This is a genomic window from Sphingobium cupriresistens (assembly GCF_004152865.1).
Classification (GTDB): Bacteria; Pseudomonadota; Alphaproteobacteria; order Sphingomonadales; family Sphingomonadaceae; genus Sphingobium; species Sphingobium cupriresistens.
The window spans coordinates 1-22,746 of sequence record NZ_SEOO01000012.1 but is presented as its reverse complement, the minus strand read 5'-3'; the positions used below and the strand labels follow the sequence as shown (position 1 = coordinate 22,746).

27 protein-coding genes are annotated in these 22,746 nt (G+C 65.0%); 14 read left to right on the top strand and 13 right to left on the bottom strand.

The genetic code is table 11. The features are described 5' to 3' along the window. The first annotated feature begins 4 nt into the window (after positions 1 to 4). Together EWH12_RS08985 and EWH12_RS08980 are read left to right on the top strand one after the other, a co-directional pair. Complete coding sequence (locus tag EWH12_RS08985; protein ID WP_201785464.1) at positions 5 to 367, top strand: response regulator; 363 nt, start codon at positions 5 to 7, stop codon at positions 365 to 367. A 151-nt stretch (positions 368 to 518) separates the two neighbouring features. Then, positions 519 to 2,372, top strand: coding sequence for a PhoX family protein (locus tag EWH12_RS08980; protein WP_066599113.1), 1,854 nt, complete (start codon positions 519 to 521; stop codon positions 2,370 to 2,372). Between the two features lie 183 nt (positions 2,373 to 2,555). Here EWH12_RS08980 and rpmG read toward each other — a convergent pair whose 3' ends face one another. Continuing rightward, positions 2,556 to 2,723 (bottom strand): 50S ribosomal protein L33, encoded by a 168-nt coding sequence (gene rpmG, locus EWH12_RS08975; RefSeq protein WP_066599119.1) that lies wholly within the window; start codon positions 2,721 to 2,723, stop codon positions 2,556 to 2,558. A gap of 200 nt (positions 2,724 to 2,923) precedes the next feature. On the opposite strand from rpmG, the gene EWH12_RS08970 reads away from it, so the two are divergent. The 3 genes from EWH12_RS08970 (at position 2,924) to EWH12_RS08960 (ending at position 4,434) form a co-directional block, all read left to right on the top strand. After that, entirely contained in the window at positions 2,924 to 3,253 is a 330-nt protein-coding gene (locus EWH12_RS08970; RefSeq protein ID WP_066599122.1) for a hypothetical protein, read from the top strand. A 12-nt stretch (positions 3,254 to 3,265) separates the two neighbouring features. After that, positions 3,266 to 3,832 (top strand): TMEM165/GDT1 family protein, encoded by a 567-nt coding sequence (locus EWH12_RS08965; RefSeq protein ID WP_066599124.1) that lies wholly within the window; start codon positions 3,266 to 3,268, stop codon positions 3,830 to 3,832. A gap of 110 nt (positions 3,833 to 3,942) precedes the next feature. Beyond that, on the top strand, positions 3,943 to 4,434 hold the full coding sequence (locus tag EWH12_RS08960) for a Dps family protein (RefSeq protein ID WP_066599127.1): 492 nt from the start codon (positions 3,943 to 3,945) through the stop codon (positions 4,432 to 4,434). An 81-nt stretch (positions 4,435 to 4,515) separates the two neighbouring features. Here EWH12_RS08960 and EWH12_RS08955 read toward each other — a convergent pair whose 3' ends face one another. The 7 genes from EWH12_RS08955 to EWH12_RS08925 form a co-directional block, all read right to left on the bottom strand. Beyond that, the gene (locus EWH12_RS08955; RefSeq protein WP_129926358.1) at positions 4,516 to 4,986 is read right to left on the bottom strand and encodes a GreA/GreB family elongation factor; all 471 of its coding nucleotides are present in this window, start codon (positions 4,984 to 4,986) and stop codon (positions 4,516 to 4,518) included. 96 nt (positions 4,987 to 5,082) lie between these two features. Beyond that, on the bottom strand, positions 5,083 to 6,909 hold the full coding sequence (gene cobT / locus EWH12_RS08950) for a cobaltochelatase subunit CobT (RefSeq protein WP_066599132.1): 1,827 nt from the start codon (positions 6,907 to 6,909) through the stop codon (positions 5,083 to 5,085). Beyond that, entirely contained in the window at positions 6,906 to 7,688 is a 783-nt protein-coding gene (locus EWH12_RS08945; RefSeq protein WP_066599138.1) for a tyrosine-protein phosphatase, read from the bottom strand. Before EWH12_RS08945 ends, cobT begins: the two co-directional genes overlap by 4 nt. After that, positions 7,685 to 8,119 carry an OsmC family protein gene (locus EWH12_RS08940; RefSeq protein ID WP_066599140.1) on the bottom strand — a complete coding sequence of 145 codons (435 nt, stop codon included), beginning with the start codon at positions 8,117 to 8,119 and terminating at the stop codon, positions 7,685 to 7,687. The genes EWH12_RS08945 and EWH12_RS08940 overlap by 4 nt, the downstream gene beginning before the upstream one ends. Before the next feature lie 34 nt (positions 8,120 to 8,153). After that, positions 8,154 to 9,161, bottom strand: a complete 1,008-nt coding sequence (gene cobS, locus EWH12_RS08935) for a cobaltochelatase subunit CobS (protein WP_066599142.1) — start codon at positions 9,159 to 9,161, stop codon at positions 8,154 to 8,156. Positions 9,162 to 9,247: 86 nt separating this feature from the next. Further along, positions 9,248 to 10,540 carry an Hsp70 family protein gene (locus EWH12_RS08930; RefSeq protein WP_129926357.1) on the bottom strand — a complete coding sequence of 431 codons (1,293 nt, stop codon included), beginning with the start codon at positions 10,538 to 10,540 and terminating at the stop codon, positions 9,248 to 9,250. Between the two features lie 186 nt (positions 10,541 to 10,726). After that, positions 10,727 to 11,347, bottom strand: coding sequence for a J domain-containing protein (locus tag EWH12_RS08925; RefSeq protein WP_066599144.1), 621 nt, complete (start codon positions 11,345 to 11,347; stop codon positions 10,727 to 10,729). 45 nt (positions 11,348 to 11,392) lie between these two features. On the opposite strand from EWH12_RS08925, the gene EWH12_RS08920 reads away from it, so the two are divergent. Genes EWH12_RS08920 through EWH12_RS08910 form a run of 3 tightly spaced genes read left to right on the top strand, consistent with a single transcriptional unit; the run spans position 11,393 to position 13,350 of the window. Continuing rightward, positions 11,393 to 11,680 (top strand): BolA family protein, encoded by a 288-nt coding sequence (locus EWH12_RS08920; protein WP_066599146.1) that lies wholly within the window; start codon positions 11,393 to 11,395, stop codon positions 11,678 to 11,680. Between the two features lie 60 nt (positions 11,681 to 11,740). Next, positions 11,741 to 12,448 carry a glutathione S-transferase gene (locus EWH12_RS08915; RefSeq protein ID WP_129926356.1) on the top strand — a complete coding sequence of 236 codons (708 nt, stop codon included), beginning with the start codon at positions 11,741 to 11,743 and terminating at the stop codon, positions 12,446 to 12,448. After that, positions 12,445 to 13,350: a pirin family protein gene (locus EWH12_RS08910; RefSeq protein ID WP_129926355.1), complete on the top strand. Its 906-nt coding sequence runs from the start codon at positions 12,445 to 12,447 to the stop codon at positions 13,348 to 13,350. The genes EWH12_RS08915 and EWH12_RS08910 overlap by 4 nt, the downstream gene beginning before the upstream one ends. A 67-nt stretch (positions 13,351 to 13,417) precedes the next feature. Here the strand turns inward: EWH12_RS08910 and EWH12_RS08905 are convergent, their stop codons facing one another. Then, positions 13,418 to 14,242, bottom strand: a complete 825-nt coding sequence (locus EWH12_RS08905; RefSeq protein WP_129926354.1) for a zinc-ribbon domain-containing protein — start codon at positions 14,240 to 14,242, stop codon at positions 13,418 to 13,420. A 169-nt stretch (positions 14,243 to 14,411) separates the two neighbouring features. Here EWH12_RS08905 and ftsE point away from each other — a divergent pair, with 169 nt between their 5' ends. Genes ftsE through EWH12_RS08885 form a run of 4 tightly spaced genes read left to right on the top strand, consistent with a single transcriptional unit; the run spans position 14,412 to position 17,274 of the window. After that, entirely contained in the window at positions 14,412 to 15,122 is a 711-nt protein-coding gene (ftsE, locus tag EWH12_RS08900; RefSeq protein ID WP_066599158.1) for a cell division ATP-binding protein FtsE, read from the top strand. Continuing rightward, complete coding sequence (locus EWH12_RS08895) at positions 15,122 to 16,027, top strand: cell division protein FtsX (protein WP_129926353.1); 906 nt, start codon at positions 15,122 to 15,124, stop codon at positions 16,025 to 16,027. The genes ftsE and EWH12_RS08895 overlap by 1 nt, the downstream gene beginning before the upstream one ends. Further along, a complete protein-coding gene (locus EWH12_RS08890) occupies positions 16,024 to 16,557 on the top strand; it encodes a YdcF family protein (protein WP_066599163.1) in 534 nt (177 codons plus the stop codon). Before EWH12_RS08895 ends, EWH12_RS08890 begins: the two co-directional genes overlap by 4 nt. Before the next feature lie 9 nt (positions 16,558 to 16,566). Then, a complete protein-coding gene (locus EWH12_RS08885) occupies positions 16,567 to 17,274 on the top strand; it encodes a lysophospholipid acyltransferase family protein (RefSeq protein ID WP_066599166.1) in 708 nt (235 codons plus the stop codon). Here the strand turns inward: EWH12_RS08885 and EWH12_RS08880 are convergent. The 3 genes from EWH12_RS08880 to EWH12_RS08870 all read right to left on the bottom strand — a co-directional run bounded on the left by EWH12_RS08880 (position 17,268) and on the right by EWH12_RS08870 (position 20,340). Then, positions 17,268 to 18,173, bottom strand: a complete 906-nt coding sequence (locus tag EWH12_RS08880) for a prephenate/arogenate dehydrogenase family protein (RefSeq protein WP_066599168.1) — start codon at positions 18,171 to 18,173, stop codon at positions 17,268 to 17,270. The genes EWH12_RS08885 and EWH12_RS08880 overlap by 7 nt on opposite strands. Before the next feature lie 4 nt (positions 18,174 to 18,177). Beyond that, positions 18,178 to 19,299, bottom strand: a complete 1,122-nt coding sequence (locus EWH12_RS08875; protein WP_129926352.1) for a pyridoxal phosphate-dependent aminotransferase — start codon at positions 19,297 to 19,299, stop codon at positions 18,178 to 18,180. A gap of 210 nt (positions 19,300 to 19,509) precedes the next feature. Further along, entirely contained in the window at positions 19,510 to 20,340 is an 831-nt protein-coding gene (locus EWH12_RS08870) for a 23S rRNA (adenine(2030)-N(6))-methyltransferase RlmJ (RefSeq protein ID WP_129926351.1), read from the bottom strand. A 226-nt stretch (positions 20,341 to 20,566) separates the two neighbouring features. On the opposite strand from EWH12_RS08870, the gene metX reads away from it, so the two are divergent. Beyond that, the gene (gene metX, locus EWH12_RS08865) at positions 20,567 to 21,703 is read left to right on the top strand and encodes a homoserine O-acetyltransferase MetX (protein ID WP_066604775.1); all 1,137 of its coding nucleotides are present in this window, start codon (positions 20,567 to 20,569) and stop codon (positions 21,701 to 21,703) included. Next, entirely contained in the window at positions 21,700 to 22,293 is a 594-nt protein-coding gene (gene metW, locus EWH12_RS08860; RefSeq protein ID WP_066599182.1) for a methionine biosynthesis protein MetW, read from the top strand. Before metX ends, metW begins: the two co-directional genes overlap by 4 nt. Position 22,294: 1 nt before the next feature. On the opposite strand, the gene EWH12_RS08855 is transcribed toward metW, so the two are convergent. Beyond that, on the bottom strand, positions 22,295 to 22,609 hold the full coding sequence (locus tag EWH12_RS08855) for a PilZ domain-containing protein (protein WP_165363590.1): 315 nt from the start codon (positions 22,607 to 22,609) through the stop codon (positions 22,295 to 22,297). Between the last annotated feature and the right edge of the window lie 137 nt (positions 22,610 to 22,746).

The following is a 22,746-nucleotide window of genomic DNA, read 5'->3' as shown; positions in this document are numbered from 1 at the left end:
ACTGGTGGCAAAGCGCGTGCTCGTTGTCGAGGACAACGAACTCAATCTCAAACTTTTTTGCGACCTGCTGCGCGCGCACGGGCATGAGGTGCTTGCCTGTCGCGACGGGCGCGACGTGCTGGCCCAGGCGCAAGACTTCCTGCCCGACCTCGTCATTACCGACATCCATCTGCCCCATGTCAGTGGTCTCGACCTCATCGTCTCGCTCAAGGCGGATGATCGGCTGTCCGGCGTCCCGATCATGGCGGTCACCGCCTATGCCGGGCATGGCGACGAAGACCGGATTCGCGCCGCCGGGGCGCAGGCCTATGTCTCCAAGCCGATATCGGTGCTGCGCTTCGTCGAGCAGGTGAACGCCCTGCTGTAGCGCTCCCGACAGCGTCGTCACCGCGTTGTCATATGTTTTTCACGGACGTGACTTCGTTTCGAAGCCTTGCCGTCATGCCCCTCTGTCAACTCGCTGCCCAAGGCTGCGGCGTCCCGCCGACGGCCCTGCAACAAACCAGGGGTAGATATCCATGTCTCATCTGACCGACGAGGCGCGCGCGGCCTCTCGCGCCGCGCAGCCCACCATCGATATGGGCGCAAACAGCTTGGAAGCGATCGTCGCCGCCAATCCGGGCCGCCGCTCCGTGCTGAAGAACGGCCTGCTCGGCCTGTCGATCCTGCCCATGCTGGGCACGCTGGCCGCCTGCGGCGACGATGATGACGATTCGAGCACGCCCACGCCGACCCCAACGCCGACCCCGGCGCCCAGCTACGGCATCAGTTTCGCCGCCGTCGCCGCCAACATGAACGACACCGTGACCGTGCCGACCGGCTACACCGTCGATATCCTGCTCAAGGCCGGCGATTCGGTCGAAACCGGCACCCCCTATTCGGGTAGCTTCCCGACGCCTGCCGACGCCGAAAAATGGGCCGGCGGCAACCATGACGGCATGGAATATTATGAACTGTCGGGCACGGACGCCAACGGTGGCGGCCTGCTGGCCCTGAACTTCGAATATCCCGATTTCAACATCCTGATGGACGGCAGCTACGACGCCGCGACCGCGACCGCCGACCAGAAGGCGCTGGCGCTGTCCGCCGTCGGCATCGGCGTGGTAGAGATCGCCAAGGGATCGGACGGCAAATGGGCGGTGAAGGCCGGCTCCAAATATAACAAGCGTTACACCGGCAACAGCAGCTACAAGGCCAGCGGCCCCGCATCGGGCCTGCTGTCGGGCACGATCAAGGGCATGTTGAACAATTGCTCGTCGGGCCGCACCCCTTGGGGCACCTATCTGACCTGCGAGGAATCGACCGACAATTATCTCGATCCGACGCAGCCTGAGGAAGATTATGGCTGGGTGGTCGAAATCGACCCCTATCAGGAACTGGACGTGCCGACCAAGCGCACCGCGCTTGGCCGTTTCGACCATGAAAACACCGCCTATATGGCCAATGGCGATAGCCGCGTCGCTTTCTATATGGGCCATGACGGCACGCCGGGCTGCATCTACAAATTCGTGTGCGACCGCGCCTTTTCCAGCAGCAACCGCGCCCAGAACCGCGACATGCTCGATCATGGCACCCTTTATGTCGCGCGCTTCAACGCGGACGGCACCGGGCAATGGCGCGCATTGGTCCAGGGCCAGAATGGCCTGACCGTCGGCGCATCCGACCCCGGCAATGTCAGCCAGGGTCCGCAGACGCCGGAAATCGTCGATTTCCGCAACCAGGGCGATGTCCTGGTCAACACCATCTCGGCCGCGCGCGTCGCAGGCGGCACCGTGATGGATCGGCCGGAATGGATCACGGTCGCGCCCGATAACAGCGCCGTGTTCGTCACGCTGACCAACAACAGCAGCCGCGCTGTGGTCGATGCCGCCAATCCGCGCACCAAGAACCGTCACGGCCATATCGTGAAGTTCAAGGAGGAGGGGAATTCGCCGCTCGCCATGACGTTCAGTTGGGAAATCTTCCTGCTGGCGGGTGATCCGAGCCTGGCCGGCTTCGGCGACAAGCTGGAAGGCGACATCAACGGCGACACCTTCTCCAGCCCCGACGGCATCCGCATCGACCCCCAGGGCCGTCTGTGGGTCCAGACCGACCACAGCGTTCCCGGCACGTCGGGCAAGCCTGACACGTCGATCGAGGATGTGTTCGGTCAAAACGCGATGTTCCACATCGACCAGACCACCAAGAAGTCGTCGCGCTTCCTGGTGGGGCCGAAAGGCTGCGAGATCACCGGCCTCGCCTATACGCCGGACCTCAAGACCTTCTTCGTGAACATCCAGCATCCCACCGGCGACTGGCCGATAGCGGGGCAGGAGCCGCGCTCCTCGACCATCGTCGTGCGCCGTACCGACAGCCAGCCTGTCGGCAATTAGGCACGACCAAATCCCCTTCCCGCTTGCGGGAGGGGTTGGGGAGGGCCTGTCATGGTCCTCCCTCTTTGCTTCCCGAAATCGGGCCGATAGCAACAGAAAAAGGCCCGGTCCCACGAAGGGAACGGGCCTTTTTCGATTTCGAAAACCGAAAGATCAAACGCGCGGGCCTGGACCCGCAGCGGCTTACTTGATCTTGGCTTCCTTGAACTCGACATGCTTGCGCACGACCGGGTCATACTTACGGAAGCTGAACTTCTCGGTCTTGGTGCGCGGGTTCTTCTTCGTGACGTAGAAGAAGCCAGTGTCAGCCGTGCTGACGAGACGAATCTTGACGGTTGCCGGCTTGGCCATGGCCCTATTCCCTGGTCGTAAGTGCGTAAAAAGATAAAGCGGCCAATGCAGACCGCTCCGTTTCAGCCGTGGCCCATGGGGTAGATTCGGATTCATGTCAAGGCTGGGCATCCTATCGCGCGCTCGATCTACGCACTTTACACGCCTTTAACCAATCGGGCGCATGATCGTTTGTGGGGCGATAAGACGGGGGCTTTCCCATGCGACATGATCCGATGCTGGCCATATTGGCGGACCTGATGCGCCGGGTCGACGGGCTGGCGAACCAGCGCGGCCATCTGTCGGCTCCGCGCCTGCACGACGAACTGGACCAGATTCGCCACATCGCCCGCGCCTTCCGCCTCGACACGGTCGAAGGATTGGCCGGTACGCTCGAATCGGCCCTGTCGCTGCATGGACTTGGCCCGATCATGCTGTCCTATCTCGACCTGATGCGCGATGCGATCGCGCAGGATATGCCCGCCGCTGACATCGTTCCGATAATCCCGCAGGCGATGCCGTCCGCCACCATCCACGCCCTGCGCGCCTGATTCGCGCCGCCGATGGACGCCCTGCTGATCGCCCTGCTCGGCTGCGTGCTCGGCGAAATCGGAGACAAGAGCCAGTTGCTCGTCCTGGCGCTCGCCACCCGCTATGATCGCAACGGCGCGGTCATCGCCGGGATTGTCGTCGCGGCCACCGCCAACGCCATCATCTCCGCCTTTGCCGGCGCCTGGATCGGGCCGATGCTGGGCGCGGACGCCCGGCTGCTGTTCATGGCGTTGTCCGTCATCTTCCTGGGCGCAGGCCTGTTCTGGCCGGCCTCCGCGCCCGATCCGCTTTCTGGCTGGCCGACTGGCGCTTTCCTGACCACCGCGCTCGGCCTCTTCATCCTGGGCTTTGGCGACGGCCCGCAATTTCTGATACTGGGCATCGCCACCCGCACGGCCGATCCGATGCTGGCCGGAATCGGCGGCGCACTCGGCGTCATCGCCGCGCTCGTCCCCGTCGTGCTGCTGCGCGCGCGCATCCTGGCGGCGCTGCCGCTGCGGGCGATCCGCTGGACCGGCGGCGCGCTGCTGCTGCTGGCCGGGGCCGGCATGGCGCTGTCAGCGACCGGCCTGCTCTGATCGACCGGCTCCATCACGCTGATCGGATATTCCCACCCGAAAAAATGGCACCATCTGGGCGCGCGTTCATTATATATCCGAAATCATTTTCGCGAACAGGAGGATAGTGCATGACCGCGCCCGATCTGAAGACCCCGACCGACCTCAAAAGCAACGCAACCAAGTCCGTCGCCGAAGCGCTCAACGGCGCATTGGCGGACAGCTACGCGCTGTATCTCAAGACTAAGAATTTCCACTGGCACGTCTCCGGCCCGCATTTTCGCGACTATCATCTGATGTTCGACGAGCAGGCGACCGAGATATTGGGCACGACCGACCTGATCGCCGAGCGCGTGCGCAAGACCGGCAACGTGACCCTGCGCTCGATCGGCGACATTGCCCGGCGCCAGACCGTCAAGGATAACGACGCCGAGTTCGTAGCCCCGGCGGACATGCTCAAGGAATTGCGCGACGACAATCTGGCGCTGGTCGAAACCTTCCGCGCGGTGAAGGCCGCCGCGACCGAAGCGGGCGACAACGCGACCGAAGGCATTGTCGACGACTGGACCGATCAGGCCGAACAGCGCGCCTGGTTCCTGTTCGAAGCGGCCCGCGGGGCGTGATTCGTCTTTGAACCAAAACAAAAAGCCCGCCGGCGCAAAACGGCGGGTTTTTTTGACCGTAGGAAACGGGTCGAGTGAAGATCAGTCCTCGCCAATCACCGTAATGGCCACTATCTCGACCGCTTCGGCCTTTCCTGCAAAATCGACCTTCTCGCCGACCTCCGCCTCCATCATCGCGCGGGCAAGCGGGGAAGAGAAGCTGATCCGCCCTTCATGCGGATCGGCTTCGTCATCGCCGACGATGGCCACAGTCTTGTCCTGTCCGTTCAACCGATAGCGCACCCGCGTCCCGAACGCGACCGCATCGCCATCGGGCGCCGCCTGCAATTCCGCCGTCGCCAGCCGCGTGCGCCAATAGCGCAGCACCCGCTTATGTTTCTTGCCGGCCTCTTCTTCCATGGCGCCGCTGTCGACGCTCTCCAGCGCCTGCACCTTCTCCCGCGTCAGTCGCAGCCCCCGCGCCGTAACCCAATTGGGACCGGCCGGCAGCGGCAGCTCGAACTTGGGCTCCATATGCTCGTCATCGCTCTCGCGACGAAAGGCCACGCTCATGCAAACTCTCCAAACACAAATAGGCCTGCGAAGGCGGAAGCCCGGTCCAAATGCATGAGACTGGGCTCCTGCCTCGGCAGGCCTATGATTTTATCGTCAATCTTCGTCGAATAATCCGGCGAGCTGCTCCACCATGGTTCCACCCAATTGCTCGGCGTCCATGATCGTCACCGCGCGACGATAATAGCGGGTCACGTCATGACCGATGCCGATCGCGACCAATTGCACCGGCGATCGGTTCTCGATCCAGTCGATCACCTGCCGCAAATGCCGCTCCAGATAGGTGCCGCTGTTCACCGACAGGGTCGAATCGTCCACCGGCGCGCCGTCGGAGATCACCATCAGGATGCGCCGCTCTTCGGGCCGCGCGATCAGCCGGCTGTGCGCCCATAGCAGCGCCTCGCCGTCGATATTCTCCTTCAGCAGCCCTTCACGCATCATCAGGCCCAGATTCTTGCGCGCCCGCCGCCATGGATCGTCGGCCTTCTTGTAGACGATATGGCGCAGGTCATTGAGTCGCCCCGGCATCGGAGGACGCCCGGCGGCCAGCCATTCCTCGCGGCTCTGCCCGCCCTTCCACGCCCGCGTGGTGAAGCCCAATATCTCGGTCTTGACCCCGCACCGCTCCAGCGTGCGCGCCATGATGTCGGCGCTGATCGCCGCGATGCTGATCGGCCGGCCACGCATCGATCCGCTATTGTCGATCAACAGCGTGACGACGGTGTCGCGAAACTCGGTGTCGCGCTCGATCTTGTAGGACAGCGAATGGGTGGGATCGATCACGATCCGCGCCAGCCGCGCCGCGTCCAGCATCCCCTCTTCCTGGTCGAAATCCCACGACCGCGACTGCTGCGCCATCAAACGGCGCTGCAAGCGGTTGGCCAGCTTCGTCACAGCGCCCTGCAAACTGACCAGTTGCTGGTCCAGGAAGCCGCGCAGCCGCAACAGCTCGTCCTCGTCGCACAGCTCTTCGGGGCTGACGACCTCGTCGAACCTCAGCGTATAGGCCTTATAATCGAAACCGGGCGGCAGGTCGGACAGCGGCCGGTTGGGGCGGACCGGCATCATGCCTTCTTCGCCCATATCGTCCGCGCCTGCATCGCTGTCGGCGTCGAACTCGTCGCTATAGTCTGTGTCGCCCTCTTCGGTGTCGCCGCCCTGGTCCTCGGCGCGCGCCTCGGCGTTCATGTCGCTGTCGCCCGACTCGTCCTGGCCGCTATCGCCTTCTTCCTGCTGCTCTTCCTGCTCGTCGCTCTCTTCCTGCGATTCAGGCTCCTCCGTGTCGGGCGGCACATCGGCGTCGATCAGTTGCAGATGCTCCAGCATCGCCGTCGTCAGCCGTTGGAAGGCGCGCTGGTCGTCGATCGCCAGGCCCAGCGCGTCGAGATCGGCGCCCGCCCTGTCCTCGATCCACTGGTCGACCATGGCGACGCCGGCCGCAACGTCCCTGGGGATCGCCTGGCCCGTCAGCCGCTCACGCACCTTCAGCGCCAGCGCGGTCGAGAGCGGCACCTCGTCGGCGGATCGCGCCCGGCGGATCGCGTCGGACTTCAGCCGCAGGTCGAGCGCATGGTTGAGGTTGGCGCGCACCCCCGCCATCGACCGCGAACCGATCGCCTCGACCCGCGCCTGCTCGACCGCGTCGAAAACCGCGCGCGCGACGGCTTCTCCGGGCGCTGAGTGGGCGTGCACCTTGGCATTATGATGACGCAGCTTGAGCGCGGAGGCGTCGGCGAAACCGCGCGCCAGCGCCACCTGATCGGCGGGCAAAGCGCGACTGGGCGTCGGCACCTTGATCGCCTTGCCCGCGGCGTGGGGCGTGTCGGCGGTGAAGCCGACCTCCACTTCCGCGTCGCGCGTCATCGCCCGCGCCGCGCCGGACAGCACATCCTTGAAGGCGTCGAGGGGAGAGCGTTCCGTCATGCTTCCAGCAGCGCATCGCACAAGGACGCGCGGGCGGCCGCATCGATGCCCAGCACGTCGCGCAGATAACCATCGATACCGCCATGCATAGCGTCGAACTGCGCGAACAACGCCTCCAGATAGGCCGCGTCGGCGATCAGCAACGGTTCCACCACATCGGCCCTGACCTGCTGCAGCTTGCTCAGATGATTCTCGCCCTGCGCCAGCCGCCACGCCCAGTCGGCATGGCTGTTGGTCAGCAGATAATCCTCGACGATGTCGTCCCGCGCCACGCCCAGCGCCGCCAGAATCATCGCCGCGCCTGCCCCGGTGCGGTCCTTGCCGGCCGAACAGTTGATCAGGATGGGCAGCCGCCCGCCCAACATCTGCGCGAACATGGCGCGATAGGCTTCGGCATGGTCGGTCGCGATCTCATGATAGACATTCAGCATCGCCGCCCGCATGTCCGCGGCGGTCGTCCGATCTTCGCGTACCAGGTCCATCAACACGCCGGTCGCGCCGCTATAATCGCGGCAATAATAATCGACGTCGGCATCATGCCAACTGGTCGGTTCCGACCTGCGTTCGCCGGGACGGCGGAAATCACAGATGGCCCGGATGCCCAGCGACTGCAATTGCGCGCTGTCCTCCGGCGTCAGCAGCGCCATCGTGCCCGACCGGTAGAGCATACCGCGCCGCACCCGCCGGCCGTGCTGCGTCGGATAGCCGCCGAAATCGCGCAGGTTGAATGCGCTCGCCAGCGGCAATCCGCGCCGCTCCATCATCGCCCCGCCGCTCATGGCCGTTCCGCCTCGCCGACGCGCGGCACCGCGATCGTTTCGATCTGCGTCTCAACCTCGCTCATCAGCTTGTGGACCGGACATTTAGCGGCAACCGCGATCAGTTTGTCATGCTGCTCATCGCTCATCGGCCCCGTCACCGCGATGCGGGTGGTCAGCTTGTACATGCCTTTGCGCTCCTGGCTCGCGTCGCGGACGACGCCGACATGGATGTCCTCCACCGGAATGGCGTTGCGCTGCGCATACCAGAGCATCGTCATCGCCTTGCACGCGCCCAGCGCCGCATCATACAGGTCATGCGGGTCCGGCCCGGCGTCATCGCCATCGGGCGCGGACATGTCCGCGACGATCTCATGCCCCCGGATGCTGATCCGGTGTGTCGTGCCGTCCCCAATGCCACCTGCTGGGTCGATCCGTTCGACGACGATCATGGGAAACTCCCGCCTTTAAGGCCGGCGCGAACGGTCAGTTCGCCCGGCTCGCCACGCTTTCCGGCAGATCCTTGCCGAACACGCGCTGATAATATTCGGCGACCAGCGCCCGCTCGGCTTCATCGCATTTGTTGAGGAAGCTCAGGCGGAAGGCGAAGCCGACATTCTTGAAGATCAGCGCATTCTGCGCCCAGCTTATCACGGTGCGTGGCGACATGACGGTCGAAATATCGCCGTTGATGAAGCCCTGCCGCGTCAGTTCGGCGACCTTGATCATGTTTTCGACTTCCTTGCGGCCGCCCTCATGATCATATTCGCCCGACTTGGCGAGGACCACCTGCGCCTCGGTCGCGGCGGGCAGATAATTCAGCGCCACGACCAGATTCCAGCGGTCCATCTGGCCCTGATTGATCTGCTGCGTGCCATGATACAGGCCGGTCGTATCGCCCAGGCCCACCGTATTGGCGGTCGCGAACAGGCGGAAATGCGGGTTCGGGCGGATCACGCGATTCTGGTCCAGCAGGGTCATCTTGCCATCCGTTTCCAGCACGCGCTGGATCACGAACATCACGTCGGGGCGCCCCGCATCATATTCGTCGAACACCAGAGCGACGGGGCGCTGCAACGCCCAGGGCAGCAAGCCTTCCTTGAACTGCGTCACCTGCTGTCCGTCCTGCAACACGATCGCGTCGCGCCCGACCAGATCGATGCGGCTGATATGCGCGTCCAGGTTGATGCGGATGCACGGCCATTTCAGGCGGGCGGCGATCTGTTCGATATGGCTCGACTTGCCGGTGCCATGATAGCCCTGCACCATCACGCGCCGGTTGAACGCAAAGCCCGCCAGGATCGCCAGCGTGGTGTCCGGGTCGAACACATAGGCGGGGTCCAGGTCCGGCACGCGCTCGTCGGCCTGGCTGAACGCCGGGATCTTCATATCGACGTCGATGCCGAACACGTCGCGCGCATCCACTTCGCGGTCGGGCGCGTCCAGCAGCGTTTCGGCGCGGGTGTCAGGCTGGACGTTGGAAATATCGGTCATCGGGTCATCATCTTCCTGCGAGTCATCTCCGCCCTAAACGATCCATGAAGGCGATGTCGAGAGAGTGGCGGCAAGGCGCGCCCGGATCAAGCTGCCCATTCCGCCAAATTGGCTTCCGCGCCGATCAGCGCCAGCCCATGGGCGATGGAGGTCAGTTCGCCTCCGGTCGCCAGCCTGTCCTGCCCGAAACGCGCGCGGAAAATATCGCGGATCGCCGGAATGAGCGACGATCCGCCGGTCAGAAACACCCGGTCGATAATATCAGGCGCGACATTCGCCTTGGCCAGCGCCTTGTCCACAGTTTCCTCGATCCGGGCGATGTCGGGCGCGATCCAGCGTTCGAAATCGGCGCGCGTAACCGCCTGCTCGATCTCCAGCCCGCCGCCCGAAAAGCGGAAGGTGGCGCTTTCGCTCTCGGACAATGCGCGTTTCAGCGCGCCGACCGCATCATAGAGCGGATAGCCCAACTCCTTCTCGATCACGGTCATCATCCGCCCGATCGCCACCGGCTCCTTCGCCGTCTTCTGCAACCGCGCCAGTTCGTCCATCGTGCGCCGGTTGCGCATCAGGGCGAGGCGCGACCAGTCGGCGAAATCGGCGAAATAGCTGCGCGGTATCTCCAATTCCTTGCCGAAACTCTGATAACTGCCGCCCTTGCCCAGCATCGGCAGCACCAGATGGTCGAGGATGCGATAGTCGAACCGGTCGCCCGCCAGCCCGATGCCGGTCGATCCCAGCGGTACGCAGCGGCGCGCCGCACCCGGCGCCTCGACCCGGACCAACGAAAAGTCGCTGGTGCCCCCGCCGAAATCGGCGACCAGGATCGTCGCCGCCCCGGTCAGACGGCTGGCATAGCTGAACGCCGCGCCCAGCGGCTCATAGACATAATGTATTTCCGTGCCGAACCCGGAAAACATCGCGTCGTAGCGCTTGCGCGCCAGCGCCTCGTCGGGGCGCGATCCGGCATATTCGACCGGCCGCCCGACGACGATCCGTTCGGGACGCTTGTCGAGTGCGCCGCCGGCATGGCCGATCATCCGATTGAGGAACATCTGCCCCAGTTCCTCGAAACGAAACCGCTTTTCGAACACATTGGCGGTTTCGAAGATCGGGCTGGCGGCCACCGACTTGAACGATTGGAGGAAGCGGCTGTCTTCGGGATATTGCATATATTCCGCGATCGCCCACGGCCCTGCCTCATGCGCCATGCCGCCCTTGACCGCCTCGTCATGCCAGAAACAGAGCGCTGACCTGAACACCGCGCCGGTCGCTTTCGTCCCGGCAAATTCGACCAGTCGCGACTCCCCGCCGTCCGCCAGCGCGGCGACGCTGTTGGTCGTGCCGAAATCGAGGCCCAGCGCGCGCGGCACCTGCTGCATGAACATCTCCGGTTTTTTGAAAGGCCGCGCGCTATGACAGCCCAATCGGACTGGGGCAAGGCTGCGCTGTGCTACATCACGCGGCTCTGGTATAAAGGTGAACGGCGCTTGCTTTGGTCCACCCTCCTCGCAGTCAGATTTCCTATCATGTTACGATAATGTCAAAACATGTGGAAAAGTGCGAAGTTAAGCGAAAACCGAAGCCTTCTTCAAATGCCCATAGGCTTCTATCACGCTTTGCAGCGCGCTTTCGTGGGTGCGGTCGCCGCCATTATGGTCGGGATGATAGCGGCGCAGCAATTGCGTGTAGCGGGTGCGCAGCGCCTTGCGATCGGCGTCGATCTCCAGCCCCATCAGCGATAGCGCCTTGCGATCCTCGACCGACAGGAATTTGCCGTCCTGTCGCACCTGTGCGTCGGCTCGCGCCTTGGCCATGCGCTCTTTGAACTTCGCCCCGATCGCATCGAGCGGATCGACGAAATCGGCCCATTTGGGCGAGGGACTATGCGCATTGGCGGAAAAGGCGCGCGTCTCCCGTTCCCACCCGGCATAGGGGCGCTGCGCCGCGGCGATCTCGTCGGGGGTCATGCCGGTGAAGAAATTATAGCCTTGGTTGAACGCCTTGACATGATCCAGGCAGAACCAGCGCCAGCGCGGTCCTTCCTCGCCCGGTCGCGCGCTCCCTTCCGCCGGTGGCGCGCGGAATTCGCCCGGTTCGGGGCATCCTGGCGCGGCGCAGGGGCGGTCGCCTTCCACCCGGCCATGAAAACGGTTGAAACGACGTGTCGAGAAAGGATCGGTAGACAAGGAAGTCCTGATGCAAGTGGCGGCAAAGCAGCCTATATAGGGGATATGACTACCGACCTCAAAGGCCCCGTTGCCATAGAAATCGAGGCGCGGCTGCGCGCCGCCCTGTCACCGGACCATCTCGTCGTCATCGACGACAGCGAAAAACATCGCGGCCATGCCGGCCATGACGGATCGGGGGAAAGCCATTTCACGGTGGAGATCGTGTCGGATCGCTTCGCCGGCCAGACCCGCGTCGCACGCCAGCGACTGGTCAACGCCGCACTCGCCGACCTGCTGGCGGAAAAGGTCCACGCCCTAGCCATCAAGGCGCGCGCGCCCGAAGATGCATGAGACTTTAGGTCGCGCCGCGGCGTTCTCCCTGCTTCGTGCAAGCAAGGAGCGCCGTCCGTCATGGCCTATGATTTCTGGTACTGGCCCACTATCCCCGGCCGAGGCGAGTTCGTCCGCCTGACGCTGGAAGCTTGTGGCATCCCCTATCGCGACCGCGCGCGGGAGGAGGGTGCCGACGCGCTGATCACCGACATGGCGGGTCATGCGCGCGGCCCCACCTTCGCGCCGCCCTATCTTGGCGTTGATGGGTCCACCATCGCCCAGACCGCCAACATCCTGTTCTACTTGTCCGAACGGCATGAATGCGGCCCGTCCGGTATGAAAAGCCGCTATGGGCTTTCTCAGCTTCAACTTACCATCATGGACTTTGTGGCGGAAGCGCATGATGTCCATCACCCGATCGGCGTCGATATCTATTATGAGGATCAGAAGCCGGAATCGCTGCGCCGCGCGCATGGCTTTCGCGGACAGCGCATCCCCAAATTTCTCGACTATTTCGAACATGCCCTGAAATCTGAAGCCGGCCACTGGCTGGCGGGCGCGCGGTGGAGCTACGCCGACCTGTCGCTGTTCCATCTGGTCGCAGGCTTGCGCTATGCTTTTCCCCTGCGCATGGCGACGCTGATGCCCGGCTATCCAGAACTCGGCGCGCTGCACGACAGGGTTGTGGCGCTGCCCGAATTGCAGGACTATCTATCCAGCGACCGGCGGTTGCCCTTCAGCCAGGAGGATGTCTTCCGCCATTATCCCGAACTGGACGCCCCATGACCGCAGACGATCTCATCCTCCAGACGATCACCCCCACCAGTCACAATCTGGGCGATTTCCGGGTGCATCGCTCCCTCCCGGTCAAGGGCCGCACCATGGTCGGTCCCTTCATCTTCTTCGACCAGGCAGGACCGGCGAAGATCGGCGCGGGCCATGGCGTGGACGTCCGCCCGCACCCGCATATCAACCTCGCCACTGTCACCTATATGTATGAGGGCGCCTTCCTCCACCGCGATTCGCTCGGCACCGAGCAGTTGATCGAAGCGGGGGCGGTCAATCTGATGACTGCGGGCAAGGGCATCGTCCATTCGGAGCGTTCGCCCGATGCGGACCGGGCCAAGGAATCGAAGCTGTCCGCGATCCAGACCTGGCTCGCCTTGCCCGACCGTTATGAGGAGATGGACCCGGCGTTCGAGCATGTGGGCGAGGGCGGGATGCCCGTGATCGATGACGGCCATGTCCGCGCGCGCGTCATCATGGGATCGCTCTGGGGCGAAACGTCGCCGGTCACGACCTATGCCCAGACCATCTATGCCGATATCCAGCTATCGCCGGGCGGCCGCATCGCCATCGATCCGTCCGCCGACGAGCGCGCCATTTACGTCTCTGGCGGCGACGCCATGCTCGACGGCCTGATGCTCGTGCCGCAGACGCTCTACGTCCTGCGGCCCGGCGCGTCGGCGACCCTGATGAGCGTCGATGGCGGCCGGGTGGTGCTATGCGGCGGCGAAGCTTTCACCTCGCCCCGCCATGTCTGGTGGAATTTCGTGTCGTCCAGCCAGGACCGGCTGATGCAGGCGCGCGAAGATTGGGAGGCGATGCGCTTCCCACTCATCCCCGGCGACGACCAGGAATTTATTCCCATTCCGCAGGGCCGCCCGAAAACGGTCAGCTATCCCTGAACAGCAAAGGGGCGGGCCGGCCCCGTTCGTTTCGAGCGACGTCGAGAAACTTTCGCGCTACATGGCCTTACTGAACAAAGGTCAGCGACAGATTTTCGGCATTTTTGGGAATATCGATCCGACTTTCATTGATCGACGCTTCTTCGCCGGGCTTCAGCCTGCTCTTGTCCGCCTTGGTGGTCCAGCTGAACACCAGTCGATTCTGCCGGTCGCGTAATTGCACCAGCACCGGCGGCACCGGCAGCGCCTGCGCGCCGCTGTTCACGATCCGCGCGCCGAAGGCGAAATATTCTTCTCCGGTCGGCAGCTTGCGCCGTTCGGCGGGCTTGGACAGGTAGAAGAGCAGGTCCGGGTCGCCCTCTTCGCCGGCAAGTCCCATCGACACCATCCAGGCGGGCGGTCCGAAATAGACGAACGCCCCGCCCGCCGCCGCGACGACCAGACAAAAGCCTATGGCGGCATAGGTCCACAGCTTGAGCGGATTGCGCCGCGCCTTGAAAGGCGGCGCAGGGATGAAGCGGCTCTCCTCGACCGGATCGGCCGGCGCGCCGGCATAGATGTCGTCGAACCGATTGTCCGCCGGAGCCGCGATCGGCGGCGCTTCTTCCGCAGGGGGGGCGTCCTCTGCCGTGGCAGGCGCAACCGCCGCCATGTCGGGATCGGGGACTGGGAACGGTGTCGCATCGACAGGCGGTGGCGGTGAAGGGGCCGGCGCTGGCGCGACAACGGGCGCGGCGATCGGCACAGGCGGGGTATCCCGCTCCGGCAGGGCCGCCGGTTCCTGGAACCAGCTATGTTTGCACGCGGCGCACCGGACCTGGCGGCCGCTCGTACCGACCGCACTGTCCGGCACGACATAGCGCGTCGCGCAATTGGGGCACACCAGGATCATGATGCTTCATAGGCATGGCAGGGACTCGCGCGCAAGCGGTCAACGACGGCCGGTGCAAATCGACCGCGACTCGCGGCGATATGCGGCGTGGGCTTTACGGCGGGCGGGCCGCTGTGCCATGGCTGACGCTTCGATACGTAGGGAGCGCGACGGCGCGAAATTTCAAGACATGTCGGCCATCGTCCAGTTCGAAAATGTCGGCCTGCGCTATGGTCTGGACAGCGAGACGCTTTCCGACGTCAGTTTCTCGCTTGCCGGCGGCGGCTTCTATTTTCTGACCGGCGCATCGGGCGCGGGAAAGACTTCGCTGCTCAAATTGCTCTACCTCGCCCAGCGGCCCAGCCGCGGCGTCATCCGCCTGTTCGGCGAAGATGTGGTCACGCTGCCGCGCAAACGCCTGCCCGGCTTTCGCCGCCGCATCGGCGTGGTGTTCCAGGATTTCCGGCTCGTCCCCCATCTGTCCGCCTATGACAATATCGCCCTGCCGCTGCGGGTGTCGGGGATGGAAGAAGGGGAGATCGACGCCCCCGTGGTGGAGATGCTGAACTGGGTCGGGCTGGGCGATCGTGGCCAGGCGCGCCCCGCCACCCTGTCGGGCGGGGAGCAGCAGCGCGTCGCCATCGCCCGCGCAGTGATCGGCCGCCCGGAGATACTGGTCGCGGACGAACCGACCGGCAACGTCGATGCCGACATGGCGCGTCGCCTCATGACCCTGTTCGAAGCGCTCAATCGCCTTGGCACCACCATCGTCGTCGCCACCCATGACCTGCCGCTGATCGCGCAGGTGTCGGGCGCACAGATGATGCGGCTCGACAAAGGGCGGCTTGCCGACCCGACGGGCACGCTCCGCTATCCGCCCAATTCGCAAGGCCGCGCCTGATGGCCACCCGTGTCGATCGCCGGGCCGCCGCGGCCGCGCGCCATCGCTTGTTACCCGGCGGCCGACTGGCGGGACCGATGCCCTGGATCATCGCGATCATGATGTTTCTGACCGTGCTCGCCGCGGCCGCCGCCCTTGGCCTGGGCGCCGCTGTCCGGTCGATGAGCGCCGACCTTGCCGGCCGCGCCAGCGTGCAGGTGGTGGAGGCGGACGGGCAGGCGCGCGACCTGCTCGCCGCCCGCACCTTGCGGGCGTTGCGCGGGGCTGATGGCGTCCGCGCCGCCGATCCGGTCGATCCGGCCAAGCTGGCCGATCAGTTGCGCCCCTGGCTCGGCGACGCGGCGAGCAGCGGCGACCTGCCGGTGCCGGCGCTGATCGACGTCATGCTGACCCCCGGCGATGCCGACGCCAAGCTAGATCGGCTGCGCCGACTGCTCGGCGGCCTGTCGCCCAAGCTGCGGATCGAACCCCATGCCGCCTTCCTCCTGCCGCTCGCCGGACTGCTGACGGCGCTTGGCTGGCTCGCCGCCGGGATCGTCTTGCTGATGATCCTGGCGACCGGCGCGGTGGTGGTGCTGGCGGCGCGGGGCGCGCATGACAGCCATCGCGGCACGATCGACGTGCTGCACCTGATGGGGTCGACCGACGTGCAGATCGCCCGCCTGTTCCAGCGCCGCATCGGCCTCGACGCGCTGATGGGCGGGGCGCTCGGTTTTTCCTTCGCCGCGCTGGTCATCCTGCTGATCGGCCTGCGGCTGTCGGCGACTGGATCGGACGTCGTCGGCGCGGTCAGTCTCGACCCGCGGGGCTGGCTGCTGCTGGCGGCGCTGCCGATTTTCGGCGTCATATTGGCGACTCTCACGGCGCGCTGGACCGTGCTGCGCGCGCTGGGCCGGGCGCTGTGATCGTCCGCTTCCTGGCGGTCGCGCTGCTGGCCTGGATGCTGGGCTTCGTCTGGTTCGCGGTTCTTTTGCCCCAGCCGCTCGATGGCCGCCGGACCGACGCCATCGTCGTGCTGACCGGCGGCGCGGGCCGCATCGATCGCGGCATCGCGCTGTTGCAGGGCGGCGCGGCCCAGCGGATGCTGATCTCCGGTGTCGACCGATCCGTCCGCCCGGTCGAACTGGCGGCGGAATATAGGACGCCCGAAGCGCTGTTCAGCTGCTGCATCACGCTGGGCCGCGAGGCGATCGACACCCGCTCCAACGGTCTGGAAACCGCGCGCTGGCTGAAACGGCGCGATTACAAGACCGTGCGTCTCATCACCACCGACTGGCATATGCGCCGCGCCGCGCTGGAACTGCGCCAGGCGTTGCCGGAGGGCAAAGTCTCGATCGTCTATGACGCCGTGCCCAGCCGCCCCAGCCTTTCCATTTTGGCGCGCGAATATAATAAATATCTCCTCCGTCGCATCGCCGCGTTGATCGGCATCTGAAAGACATCCATGCTGACCGCGCTGCGCTCTCTCCTTTTCATGCTGGCTTTCTACGTCGGCAGCCTGTTCTTCGTGCTGGCGGCGATGGCGCTGGGGTCTCTCACGCCGAACATGGTGCAGCGGATCGCGGCGGGCTGGAGTCGCTACCACCGCTGGTGCGCGCGCTGGCTGTTGGGCCAGACGGTGCGGGTGGAAGGAAATCTGCCGCGCGGCCCTTATCTCTATATCATCAAGCATGAATCGATGTTCGAGACGATCGACGTGCTGTGCCTGCTTGATAGCCCCGCGGTTGGCGCCAAACGGGAATTGTTCGACATTCCGCTCTGGGGCCGGATCGCGCGATTATACGGTTTGATTCCTGTCGAACGGGCGGCTGGGGCGAGCGCACTGCGCGTCCTTCGGGCGGCGGCGAAAGACCGGATCGCGCAGGGGCGGCCGATCTGCCTCTTTCCCGAAGGCACCCGCGTCCCCCATGGCGAAGCGCCGCCGCTGCGGGCTGGATTTGCAGGCCTTTACAGCCTGCTCGGCCTGCCGGTCGTGCCGATCGCCATCGACAGCGGGCGGGTGTCGCCGCGCGGCAAATTCCTCAAACGATCAGGCGTCATCACCTATAAGGTGGGGCAGATCGTGCCCATCGGCCTCGATCGCAGGGAGGCCGAGCGGCAGGTCCATGCCGCGATCAACGCGCTGAACCCGCCGTCCGCCCTGGATCAGTGAGAGCGGCCGAAGTCGGGCTTGGCGTCGTCCTGGCCCTGTTCGATGATCGACCGGCGGATCGCGCGGGTGCGGGTGAAGAGATTGAACAGCGCGTCGCCGTCATTCCAGCGGATCGCCCGCTGCAAGGCTGACAGATCCTCCGAAAAGCGCTGGAGCATTTCCAGCACCGCATCCTTGTTCGCCAGGAACACGTCGCGCCACATGGTCGGATCGGACGCCGCGATCCGGGTGAAGTCGCGGAAACCACCGGCCGAATATTTGATGACTTCGGACTGGGTGACATTTTCCAGGTCGCTGGCGGTGCCGACGATGGTGTAGGCGATCAGATGGGGCAGATGGCTGGTCACCGCCAGCACCAGATCGTGATGCGCCGGGTCCATCGTCTCGACGTCCGCGCCGACCCGCCGCCACAGCTCGGATATCCGCTCCACCGCCGCCGGATCGGCATCGGCGGGCGGGGTGACGATGCACCAGCGGCCCTTGAACAGGGTGGCGAAGCCGGCCTCCGGGCCGCTATTTTCGGTGCCTGCAACCGGATGGGCCGGGATGATCGTCCGCCCCGGCAAGGCAGCGTTCAACTGCGTCAGGACGTCGGCTTTGCAGGAGCCGACGTCGCTGATGATCGCGTCGGTGGGCAGGTCATCGGCGATCTCCGCCGCCGCCGCGCCCATGGCGCGGACCGGCACGCACAAAACGACCAGATCGGCGTCCGTCACCGAAGCGCCCGCCGTATCGGTCACATCGTCGCACAGGTCGATCCGCCGGGCGATGTCCCGCACCGCCGGGTCGGCGTCATGGCCGGTGACGCGCACGGTCGGCATGTCCGCCCGGATCGCGCGGGCGAGCGAGGAGCCGATCAGCCCCAGGCCGATGATCGTGACGCGGGCGAAGGGCAGCATCGCGTCAGGCCGCTTCCGCCATGGCGCGCAGCTTGGCCGCGACGGCGCGGGTCTGCGCCTTGGTGCCGATGGTGATGCGCAGGCCGTTGGGCAGGCCCTGTCCGGGCAGCCAGCGGGTGGCATAGCCTTCGTCCCACAGACCCTTCATCGCGGCTTCGGCGGTCAGCTTGCCGTCGAACAGGATGAGGAGGAAGTTGGTCTTGCTGGGCACGACGCGCAGGCCGTGGTTGGACAAGGATGCGACCTCACCCGCCAGCCATTCGCGCCAGCGGGCGGTGTGGGTCCGGCTGAAGGCGACCCATTCGGCGTCGTTGATCGCGGCGACGGCAGCGGCCTGGCCGGCGGTCGTGACGTTGAACGGCGCGCGGATGCGGTGGAGGATGTCGATCACGTCCGCACTGGCATAGCCCCAGCCGATCCGTTCGGCCGCCAGGCCGTGGATTTTGGAGAAGGTGCGGGTGACGAAGATATTGGACGCGGTCCTGGCCAGTTCGAGGCCGCCATCATCCTCTTCCGCGTCCAGATATTCGGCATAGGCCTGGTCGAGGACGAACAGGATATCGGGCCGCAGCCCGGCGTGGAGGCGGGCGATCTCTTCGCGGCTGGTCATGGTGCCGGTCGGATTATTGGGGTTGGCGAGGAAGACCACCCTGGTCTTGTCCGTCACCGCGGCGAGCAGCGCATCGACGTCGGTGGCGTAATCCTTGTCCGGCGCGATCACCGGGGTCGCGCCGACGCGCCGCGCGGCTATGTCGTAGACGGCAAAGCCATAGCGGACATAGAGAATCTCGTCGCCCGGCCCGGCATAGGCGGAGGCGGCGATATGGAGCAGTTCGTCGGAGCCGGTGCCGTAGATGATCCGTTCGGGATCAAGCCCATGGACCGCACCGATCGCCTCGCGCAGGCTCGTCGCGCCCGGATCGGGATAGGTGGCGAGGTCGGCGGTGGCGGCGACGAGGGCGGCGCGCGCGGCGGCGCCAGTGCCCAGCGGATTTTCATTGGCCGACAGCTTGATCAGCGGGCGGCCGTCATCGGTGGCGGACTTGCCCGGCACATAGGCGGAGATGCCGAGAATCCAGTCCTTGGGCGCAGGTTTAGCAGCGGGGTTCGCAAGTGTGTCTGTCATGGTGCGCGGCTTTAGCGGCTTCCGCGCCAAAGGCAAAGTGGCAGGCCATGGTGCTTTTTTGGCGCGACGGCCGAAGTTCACACCGTCGTCGGGCTTTTCCGGCGAAAAGCTATCGCGAAGCCTCTGCGAAGCTTCGCCCAAGTCACGCCAGGGTAACGAATGGGTCACACCAGCGCGCCTGTTGCGCGTCTGTGAACTTTCTCGACGCCCTCAATCCCCCAACCAACCGGATAGTATCTCGCCCTTATGCCCGTCGGGCGCCAGCGCCGCGCGCAAAGCGTCCAGCAGCGGCGGCAGCGCCTGCGTGAAGGCGTAGGGCGGGTTGACGATAAAAAGGCCCGCGCCGTTATAAATGCCGGGTTGCTCGCTATCATATAGCCAATGCTCCACCACCAGCAATTTCGGGATGCCGAGCTTGCGCAACTGCTGCTTCCACTTCCAATGCGTGGCGTGGTCTTTCAGCGGATACCAGATCACCGTCACGCCATGCGCCCATTTGCGATGAGCCGCGGCGAGGGTGGCGGTGATGCGCGCGCGTTCGTCCGTCTGCTCATAGGGCGGGTCGACCACCACCACGCCGCGCGCGGTGCGGGGCGGCACCATAGCCAGCCACAGTTCGTAGGCGTCGCGTTCATGCACCGCCGCGCTGGCGCCCCGCATCACGCCGCGCAGGGTGTAAGCGTCTTCCGGGTGCTTCTCGTTGAGGATCAGGACATCCTGCGGGCGCAAAAGCTGCGCCAGAAGCCGCGGCGAGCCGGGGTAAAGCCGCGGTTCGTGCCCCAGATTCACCGCCTGCACGGCGGCGCGATAGTCGTCCAGCAAGGGATTCGGGTCTGCAAAGGCCCGCAGCACGCCCTGCGTAGCCTCGCCAGTGCGTTGGGCTTGGTCGCCGCCAAGGTCGTACAGTCCGCAGCCGGCATGGGTGTCGATCAGCGTGAGCGCGCCCGGCTTGTGCTGCAAGGCCCGCACCAAGGCGATCAGGAGGCTGTGCTTGACGACATCGGCGCTATTGCCGGCATGGAAGGAATGGCGATAATTCATTGTGATTCAGATCCTGACGCCCTGCCTTTACGAGCTACTGGGCCTTGTGCAAAGCGAAGCGATGGCAGCGCCGATATGGGCCGGAAGCGGACCTGGGATGGCCATTCCAGCTTGCCCCATAGCCGTGTCTCTCAGGCAGCGACAGAAGGAGGCGAGCCGTCAGATGCTATACGTTTTACCGCTCCGATTGACAGCGCGCGGTCGCGGTCCTAGCGCCGCTCAGATCATGGCCAGCGTTCCCATCAGCGAAGACAGCCGGTTCGGCCTGCGGCGGCAGGCCCGCCTGACCACCCCGTTGAACCTGTCCAGCGGCGCGCGGCTGGGGCCGGTCGACATCGCCTATGAAACCTATGGCGCGATGAATACGGACAAGTCCAACGTCATCCTGATCTGCCATGCGCTGACCGGCGACCAATATGTGGCGTCCGACCATCCCGTTACGGGGAAGCCCGGCTGGTGGTGGCGGCTGGTGGGGGCGGGCAAGCCGGTCGATCCGGCCCGCCATTTCATCATCTGTTCCAACGTCATCGGCAGTTGTATGGGATCGAGCGGCCCGGCCAGCATCGATCCGGCGACGGGCGACCCCCACGCCATGCGATTCCCGGTGCTGACCATCGCCGACATGGTGCGGGCGCAGGCGGCGTTGCTCGACCATCTGGGGGTGGAGCGGCTGAGCGCGGTGATCGGCGGTTCTATGGGCGGGATGCAGGCGCTGACCTGGCCCACGCTGTTCCCCGACCGGGTCGAAAGCTGCATAGTGATCGCCTCGACCGCGCGGCACAGTGCGCAGAATATCGCCTTTCACGAGGTCGGGCGGCAGGCGATCATGGCCGATCCGCACTGGCGCGGCGGCGACTATTATGCCGATGGGCAGGTGCCGAGCGCCGGGCTGGCGGTCGCGCGCATGGCGGCGCACATCACTTACCTGTCCGAAGCAGGGCTGACCGAGAAATTCGGGCGGCGCTTGCAGGGGCGCGACACGAAGACATTCGGGTTCGACGCCGATTTCCAGGTAGAAAGCTATTTGCGGCATCAGGGGCTGAGCTTCGTCGATCGGTTCGACGCCAACTCCTATCTCTACATCACGCGCGCGATGGATTATTATGATATTGCCGACGATCATGGCGGGTCGCTGGCCAAGGCGTTCACCGCCAGCAAGGCGCGCTTCTGCCTCGTCAGTTTCGATACCGACTGGCTCTATCCCACCACCGAATCGCGGATCATCGTCCATGCGCTCAATGCGTCGGGGGCGCAGGCCAGTTTCGTCGAACTCTCCAGTCCGTTCGGGCATGATGCCTTCCTGCTGGAATGTCCCGAACTCAACCGGGTGGTGGACGGGTTCCTGAAGGGCGGCCGGGCATGAGCGAGGCGTTGCGGCCGGACCTGGCCCTGATCGCGCGCACCGTGCGGCGGGGCGCGCGGCTGCTGGACGTGGGCTGCGGCGACGGCGCGCTGATGGCGGCGCTGCGCGACAATGCCCAAGTCGATGCGCGCGGGTTGGAGATTGACGGGTCCAACGTCGCGGCGGCGGTGGGGCGCGGCCTGTCGGTGGTGCAGGGCGATGCCGACACCGACCTTGGCTATTATCCCGACGCCAGCTTCGACTATGCGATATTGAGCCAGACGCTGCAGACGACGCGGCGACCTGACCTGGTGGTGGAGGAATTGCTGCGCATCGGCCGTCAGGCGTTCGTTTCCTTCCCCAATTTCGCGCATTGGCGCGGTCGGATTTCGCTGCTCTGGGGCGGGCGGATGCCAGTGACGCGACTGTTGCCCGACACTTGGTATGATACGCTCAACATCCATCATGTGACGGTCGACGATTTCCGCGCGCTGGTGAAGGAGCGGGGCTGGACCATCGATGGCCAATGGTTCCTGAAGGGCGACAGGGAAACCACCCACGCCAACGCCAACCTGTTCGCCGAACATGCGGTGTTTTTGTTGCGCAAATAACTTAACGGCCGGCTTCCGTCAGACGCAGGCCGAAGGAGGCTGTTCGGCCGCGCGGCGTATGGCGCTGAAAATGCGTCAGTCCCGACGTGAGGGCGGCGGCGTAGACCGGGCGGTCGGGCGATTTGCGCCCGCTGGCCTTGAGCACCGCATCGACGTCCACCGGCTTGTCGAAGGCCACGCCGAAATGGCGGTCTGCGGTCCATACCACCCGGCCCGGCATCTCCGTTTCGCCGCGTGTGACGACGATTCGGGCGCCGACGCCCGGCGATTTGCCCTGAATGCGCGCGCCCCCCACCGAGATGTCCCGGATGCGCACGACCTGTGTCTGTCAACGGCGGAGCAAAAGTCGGCCATTCGGCGGCGTAAAACCAGGCCATCGTGTTACATGCCGGGGGGAGTGGCGTGAGGGCGTAGCCCGAGGGCCACTCCCCCCGGCATTGGTGTAATTTTCAG